The sequence below is a fragment of the Bacillus vallismortis genome (assembly GCF_040784915.1).
In the GTDB taxonomy this organism is placed as follows: domain Bacteria; phylum Bacillota; class Bacilli; order Bacillales; family Bacillaceae; genus Bacillus; species Bacillus subtilis_G.
Genome location: NZ_CP160797.1, coordinates 2,093,420 through 2,101,449, shown reverse-complemented (window position 1 = coordinate 2,101,449; position 8,030 = coordinate 2,093,420). Strand labels below are relative to the sequence as shown.

The window sequence follows — 8,030 nt, the reverse complement described above, 5'->3', positions numbered from 1 at the left end:
TTCAAAACAGGAATGAAACCAACTGGAGGGATATGAATGTCAGAATTCAAACAACAGGAGTTGTTCTGGGGCCGCATGTTTCACACGGAAGACCGTCCCAGTGCATTCCCTTCGTTTCAAATGTCCGACTCAACATTAAAGCGTGATGTATCGAGTACATCTGACTGTATTCACAGTTCATTGAGTTCAGATGTATCCCGGCGCATCCTGACCATGACGAATCAAACGCCGATGGCCGTTTATCTGGTTCTCCTGATCGGAGTTGAATCCCTGTTGTACAAATACACGGGGGAAGAGAGCGTGATTACAGGCGTTCCAACCTTTGAAGACGAAACTGATGAAGATCTTGGTTTAGATCAGCTCATGTTAATCAAGCAGAATATCAATGCCGACAGTACGTTTAAATCGATATTCCATGAACTGAAACATACGCTGGACGAAGCGATCTTATATCAAGACGTTCCTTTTGATAAAATGGCCGGACAGCTACGGCTGAACTATAATACAAATCATTTGCCGATCATCCATACAGTTGTTTCTTTAGAGCAAATCCATTCTGATCGTTTCATAGAAACGGCTGCTTCAGATGCTTTATTTCAGTTTGTTATGGGGGAAGACACGATTGAGGTAAAGTTATTTTTTAATGAACAAGCTTATGACCGCGAGTATATGATACAGGTGATCGGACATTTAAATCGTCTGTTTACTAACATGTTATTTCAGCCCGACCTCACCCTCGGACAAGTGAATATGTTGTCTGAAAAGGAGACAAATACATTTCTCGTTGACTATCATTATACGAAAACTGAATATCCGCGAGACAAGACGATTTATCAATTATTCGAAGAACAAATGAAACGAACACCGGATCAAGCTGCCATTATTTGCGGAGAAAAGCAATTCACGTATCGCCAGCTCAATGAACGCGCCAATCAATTAGCCCGAACGTTAAGGGCCAAGGGTGTAAGGGGGGACCGGCTCACTGCCATCATCAGTGAACACAGCATCGAACTGGTTGTGGGAATACTGGCCATATTCAAAGCGGGCGGGGCCTATGTGCCAATTGATCCGGATTATCCGAAGCATCGCATACAGTATATAGTAGATGACTCCCAAGCTGATATCATCTTGACAGAGAGCCATCTCCGAAAACAATTGGATCTGGCCGGCACAAAGGTTTTCATCGATGAAGAAAGCTCTTACCAGGAAGACGGCTCTGATCTTGAACCGATCAGCAGTACGAAGGATATGGCCTATGTCATCTATACGTCAGGTTCCACAGGCAAGCCAAAAGGTGTGGCAATTGAGCATCAGGGCTTAACCAATTATATTTGGTGGGCCCGCAGGGTATATGTCAAAGGAGAAAAAACCAACTTTCCGCTATATTCATCCATCGCTTTTGATCTGACAGTAACGTCTATTTTTACTCCGCTTATTACCGGCAATGCCATTATTGTCTATAGAGGAGAAAATAAGGTGGCCTTGCTTGATTCCATTGTGCACGATTCGAGGGTGGATATTATCAAGCTGACCCCGGCTCATTTGCAGTTATTAAAAGAAATGAACATTCCTCCTGAATGCACCATTCGGAAATTCATTGTTGGCGGCGACAATTTAAGCACGCGGCTCGCCCGAAACATCAGCGGGCAATTCGGCGGCATAATCGAAATCTTTAATGAATACGGGCCGACAGAGACAGTTGTCGGTTGTATGATTCACTCCTTTGATCAGCAAAACGACAGACGGGAATCAGTTCCGATCGGAGCCGCCGCGGACAACATGAACATTTATGTGCTGGATAAGAGCATGAATCAGGTTCCAATCGGCGTCCCGGGAGAAATCTATATCAGCGGGGACGGCATCGCCAGAGAATATTTGAACCGGCCAGATTTAACCGCGGAAAGATTTTTGCGGAATCCATTTGTACAAGAGGCGAAAATGTACCGGACGGGAGACTTGGCCAGACGGCTGCCGGACGGTAACATTGAATACCTCGGAAGGATCGACCACCAGGTGAAAATCCGCGGTTACCGCATTGAAATCGGCGAAGTCGAAGCCGCATTATTTCAAATATCACCGATTCAAGAAGCTCTCGTTATCGCACAAGAAAACAACGGGGAAACGACTTTGTGCGCCTATTTTACCGCACTGCATTCTTTAACCGCAGGCGAGATCCGGGAACATCTGTCCCGTCAGCTTCCTGCCTATATGATACCTGCTTATTTCGTACAGCTGACAGCGATGCCGCTTACGTCCAACGGAAAAATAGATCGCCAGGCGCTGCCTGCTCCAACTGGAAATCTCACAGGCAATACCTATACAGCTCCGCGGACAGAACTGGAAAAAATACTGGTCGGAGTGTGGGAGTCGGTATTAGGCGCAGAACGTGTCGGAATCAACGATCATTTCTTTGAGCTTGGGGGAGATTCGATTAAATCGATTCAAGTGACTTCAAGCTTATATCAATCCGGTTATAAACTTGACATCAAACACTTGTTCAAGCACCCGACGATTGCCGGGCTAGTTCCTTTTATAGAGCCGGTCACCCAAATCGCAGAACAAGGTGAAATTAAAGGTCCGACACTTCTGACACCGATTCAGCATTGGTTTTTTGCCCAGCAATACCCTGATCCGCACCACTATAATCAATCCGTTATGCTTTATTTTAAAGAGGGTTTGGATGAATCAAAGCTTCGGGGAGTCATGAAGAAGATCGCTGAGCATCATGATGCTTTGCGCATGGTTTATGTTCCGACAGACCATGGATACGAAGCCCGAAACCGGGGGATTGATGAAGGAGATTTATTCAGCCTTGAAGTATTCTCATTACTCGAAGAAATCAATCCCGCCCAAACGATTGAAACGATATCCAATGACATTCAGCAGCAATCCATCCATTTAGCCGAAGGCCCGCTCATGAAACTGGGATTGTTTCAATGTCAGGATGGAGACCATTTGCTGATTGCGATTCATCATCTGGTCGTAGATGGCGTATCGTGGAGGATTTTACTTGAGGATATAACGTCAGCTTATGAACAGCTGCAAAACGGCGAAGCGATCACACTTCCTAAGAAGACGGATTCCTACCTGTTATGGGCTGAACGATTGAAACGTTATGCAGAAAGCGCAGATTTTGAAGCGGAAAATCAATACTGGTTCGGGCAGCAGCATATCCCGCAGCATAAATTGCCAAAGGACAATGAACAGGAGAGCGGTATAGCCGAAGACCGAGAAATCATCATCGTCCAATGGACAGAGAAAGAAACCGAATGTTTATTAAAAAAATCGAACCGTGCCTATACGACTGACATTAACGATTTATTGCTGACCGGACTCTGTACGGCGGTTCATCGCTGGACTGGACATGAAGAGATTCTTGTTCATCTGGAAGGACACGGCAGGGAATCAATCTTTCAAGACCTTGATATTTCACGTACGGTGGGCTGGTTCACAAGCCAATACCCTGTTTCTCTTCAAATTCAGGCAGACCAGGACATCTCACAGCGGATTAGGACAGTGAAAGAACAGCTGCGTCAGATTCCCCAAAAAGGAATAGGATATGGTCTGATTAAATATTTGTCCGATCATCCGAAGGCCTCTGGCTTGACCGGTCATCCGGAAATCAGCTTCAATTACCTCGGTCAATTTGATCAAGATTTCGAAAATGGAGGAATCGAAGTATCTCCATTCTCCGGTGGGAAAATTGCGAGCGACAGGCATCCTATTGCCTATACGCTTGACATCAACGGCATGATCTCTGGCGGCCGATTGTCATTGGCCATCAGTTACAGCAATAAACAATATCGAAGAGAAACAATGGAAACATGCGCCGCTTTCCTAAAGAACAGCCTAAAAGAAGTCATCGAACATTGTACAGCTCAAAAGCAAATTCAGCTGACGCCAAGCGATATTTCGCTGAAAGACATAACAATCGCGGAATTAGATCAATTTGCTCATCAAACACAGCATATTGGCGACATTGAAAATATATATCCCTTAACCCCCATGCAGAAGGGCATGCTGTTTCACAGCTTAATCGATTCGGCTTCCAGAGCTTACTTTGAACAAGCCTCTTTTAATCTTAAAGGCGATTTGGATATCGAAGCATTTACGATGAGTTTGTTGCAGCTGGCAGACAGACATGAGATTCTTCGGACTCATTTTTACACCGAATGGAAAGATCAGCCTCTGCAGTTTGTCTTTCGAGAAAAACCGATCGAAATAACCGTTGAAGATATTCGAAACATGGAAGATGAACAACGCGGCAAATTTATTGCCGACTTTGTACAAAAAGATAAGGAAAGAGGATTCGATCTTACCCGAGATGCGTTAATGCGCGTATCAATCCTTCGTACAGAGAATGATCAAGCCCGATTGATATGGAGCTTTCATCATATTTTAATGGATGGCTGGTGTCTGCCTCTTGTTACGAAAGAAGTGTTCGAAACCTATTATGAGCTCCTTGATAGAAGAAAACCCGAGCGGGAAGCCGTCACCCCGTACAGCCGATATATCGAATGGCTGGAAGACCAGGATCATAACAACGCTTCAGCCTATTGGCAAAAATATTTGGACGGTTATGAAGGACAAACCGTTTTACTGAAAGAACCTGTCTCAAACCAAGCCGAGGGATATCAAAAACAAAGGCTTGCATGCCGGCTCGGAAAGCAGCTATCAGAAGAAATCAGGCAGACTGCAAGCAAGCATCACGTCACCGTGAATACGTTTATTCAAAGCGCGTGGGGCCTATTGCTGCAAAGATACAACAACAGTCAAGATGTCGTTTTCGGGTCGGTCGTATCCGGCCGCCCGGCAGAAATTCCGGGTATTGAATCCATGGTCGGCTTATTTATCAACACCATGCCCGTACGTATTACCGCTCAGCCTGGAATGACTGTGGAACAAGTGTTGAAAATGAGCCAGGAGCAGGCATTGGCTTCTCAGGCGTATGATACATTTCCGTTGTATGAAATTCAGGCTCAGACCGAACAAAAGCAGCAGCTGATCAGTCATATCATGGTATTTGAAAATTATCCGGTAGAGAAACAAATGGAGCATATGAAACCGAAACGTGACACACTGGACATTATTAACTTCCATATGGAAGAGCACACCCATTACGATTTCAATTTTATTGTCATGCCGGCGGGGAATATCGAAATTCATTTTGTGTACAATGGCAACGTCTATGAACATACAAGCGTCAAGCGGATGGAAGAGCATTTTATGCAAATCATTAAGCAAATGGTGAACAGTCAGGCGATTCGCGTCCAGGACCTGGATATACTTACGGCGGATGAACGTTCGCTTCTTATAGAGGCATTTAATGATACGGCCGCGAATTATCCAAAGGAAAAGACGCTTTATCAATTGTTTGAGGAACAAGCTGAGCGAACGCCGGCGCAGGTGGCGATTGTTTTTGGAGATGAGAAACTAACGTATCGGCAGCTCAATGAACGGGCTAATCAATTGGCTCGAACGTTAAGGGCCAAGGGTGTAAGGGCAGACCGGCTCACAGCCATCATCAGCGAACATAGCATCGATCTGGTTGTGGGAATACTGGCTGTATTAAAAGCCGGCGGCGCCTACGTACCTATTGATCCGGATTATCCGAAGCACCGCATACAGTATATATTAGAAGATTCCAAAGCCGAGATCGTCTTGACACAGTACCATCTTCGGCAGCGATTTACACATGCGGGCACGATCGTTCTATTGGATGAGGAAAGCTCTTATCACGAAGAGCACTCCAATCTTGAACGGATCAGCGATGCGAAGGATTTAGCATATGTGATCTATACATCGGGATCCACAGGCATGCCCAAAGGCGTATTAATCGAGCATCGCGGCTTAACCAATTATATTTGGTGGGCTGACAGCGTATATGTCAAGGGGGAAAAAACCAACTTCCCACTGTACTCCTCCATCGCTTTCGACTTAACGATAACGTCTATTTTTACACCGCTCGTAAGCGGCAATGCCATCATAGTCTTCGGAGGAGAAGACAGAGCTGCCTTGCTTTCATCTATTGTACAGGATTCCAGAGTAGATATTATTAAGCTGACTCCGGCTCATTTGCAGTTATTAAATGAAATGGACATTCCACATGAATGCAGGATCCGGAAACTGATTGTAGGCGGCGACAATTTAAGCGTGAGTTTGGCACGGAGCATCAGCGAGCGATTTCAAGATCAAATTGAAATCTTTAACGAATACGGGCCAACGGAAACGGTCGTCGGATGTATGATTTATTCCTTTGATCCGCAGAAAGACAGACGAGAATCGGTGCCAATCGGTACGGCCGCGGCCAATATGAATATTTATGTGCTGGATGCGGGGATGAAGCCAGTGCCGATCGGCGTTCCCGGAGAAATATACATTAGCGGGGCCGGCATAGCCAGAGGATATTTGAACCGCCCGGAATTAACGGCCGAGAAATTTGTTGAACACCCGTTTGCCGCAGGCGAAAAAATGTACAAAACGGGAGATGTCGCCCGATGGCTTCCCGACGGCAATATCGAGTATGTGGGAAGAATGGATCATCAGGTGAAAATCCGGGGCTACCGGATTGAAATTGGCGAGGTCGAAGCGGTTTTATTGCAACTGGAATCTGTCAAAGAAGCGGTCGTCATCGCGATTGAAGAAGAGGGATCCAAGCAGCTGTGCGCCTACTTAACCGGGGATGAATCATTACATACAGCGCAGCTGAAGCGGCATTTGCTGAACAAACTGCCCGCGTATATGATCCCAGCCTATTTTGTACAAGTAGAGAAGATGCCGATAACCGCTAATGGAAAAATTGATCGAAAAGCGTTGCCGGCTCCTGAGAGAAATAGGCTCACCGGAAACGAATACGCAGCACCCGAAACGTTAATTGAAAAGCAGCTGGCCGAGATTTGGAAGAACATTTTAGGTCTCACTGACCCGGGTATTAAAGATAATTTCTTTGACGCGGGCGGCCATTCACTTAAAGTATTGCAGCTGATTCATCAAATTAACGCCGATATGGGGCTCAACATGCATTATCAAGCCGTATACGATTTTCCTACCATCGAAACAATGGCACGCGCCATTCAAGCCACGGTCTTCGAGTCCAAGACGGATAACGTATTCGTCAAGCTGAACCAGGAAGATTCAATCCCTGTGTTCTGTTTCCCACCTTTAATTGGGTATGGACTAGTTTATAATGAAATGGCAAAAAGACTTGATGGCAGCTGCACAGTCTATGCGGCTGATTTCTTAGAAGAGCCGTCTTATGAGAAAGAGATCGTTGACCTGTATGCAGAAAGCATGATAGGCATTCAGGAACAAGGGCCTTTTGTTCTGCTTGGTTATTCTTCGGGATCGAATTTGGCTTTTGAGGTTGCCAAAGCCTTAGAGAAGCGAGAGCGCGTCGTATCAGATGTGATCATGCTTGATTCTAAAATCACTGTTTCGGTTACGCATTCATCAGAAACGGAAATTGAAGAGATCGTCCATCTGAATATGGATATTATTCCGGACTACTACCGTGACATATTAACCATTCCTTCGATTAAGGATAAAATCAGAAGCTACCTTGCGTATCACAATGAACTGATCAATTCCGGCGCCGTTAACAGCAACATACATCATTTGTTGTGTGGCGATTTGACTGATAGAGGATGGACGCAATCAACTGTACAGCATTACCTTGAGTACAAATTAAAAGGAGACCACGTGACGATCTTTGAACCTCATAATATCGAAGAAAATGTGGATGCAATTCGATCTATTATCAAAAGGATTGAAGAACGGCATCATCAAGGACTGGTTCTTGATGAACAACTGTCAATGGGATCGTTTGCGGGAGATGCAAAGTTTGACAAAATGTAAATGATCAAGTGTAAAACGCCGCTGGCCTGGCAGTCAGCGGCGTTTTTTATTAAAAAGGCGAGAGTAATACTCCTGTGTTTGTAAGGCTTACTCTAGAAATCGTCCAATTTATGCGTTCTTCATGACCAGTTGTCATCAAATGGTAAAAAATAACCTCCATTTTAAGGAAAAAGAAG

Annotated in this window: 1 protein-coding gene; it reads left to right on the top strand. The window is 45.1% G+C overall.

Annotated elements, in window-relative coordinates; translation table 11 throughout:
* Positions 1-36 precede the first annotated feature (36 nt).
* Positions 37-7,854, top strand: coding sequence for an amino acid adenylation domain-containing protein (locus ABZM97_RS10180; RefSeq protein WP_367387461.1), 7,818 nt, complete (start codon positions 37-39; stop codon positions 7,852-7,854).
* Positions 7,855-8,030 lie beyond the last annotated feature (176 nt).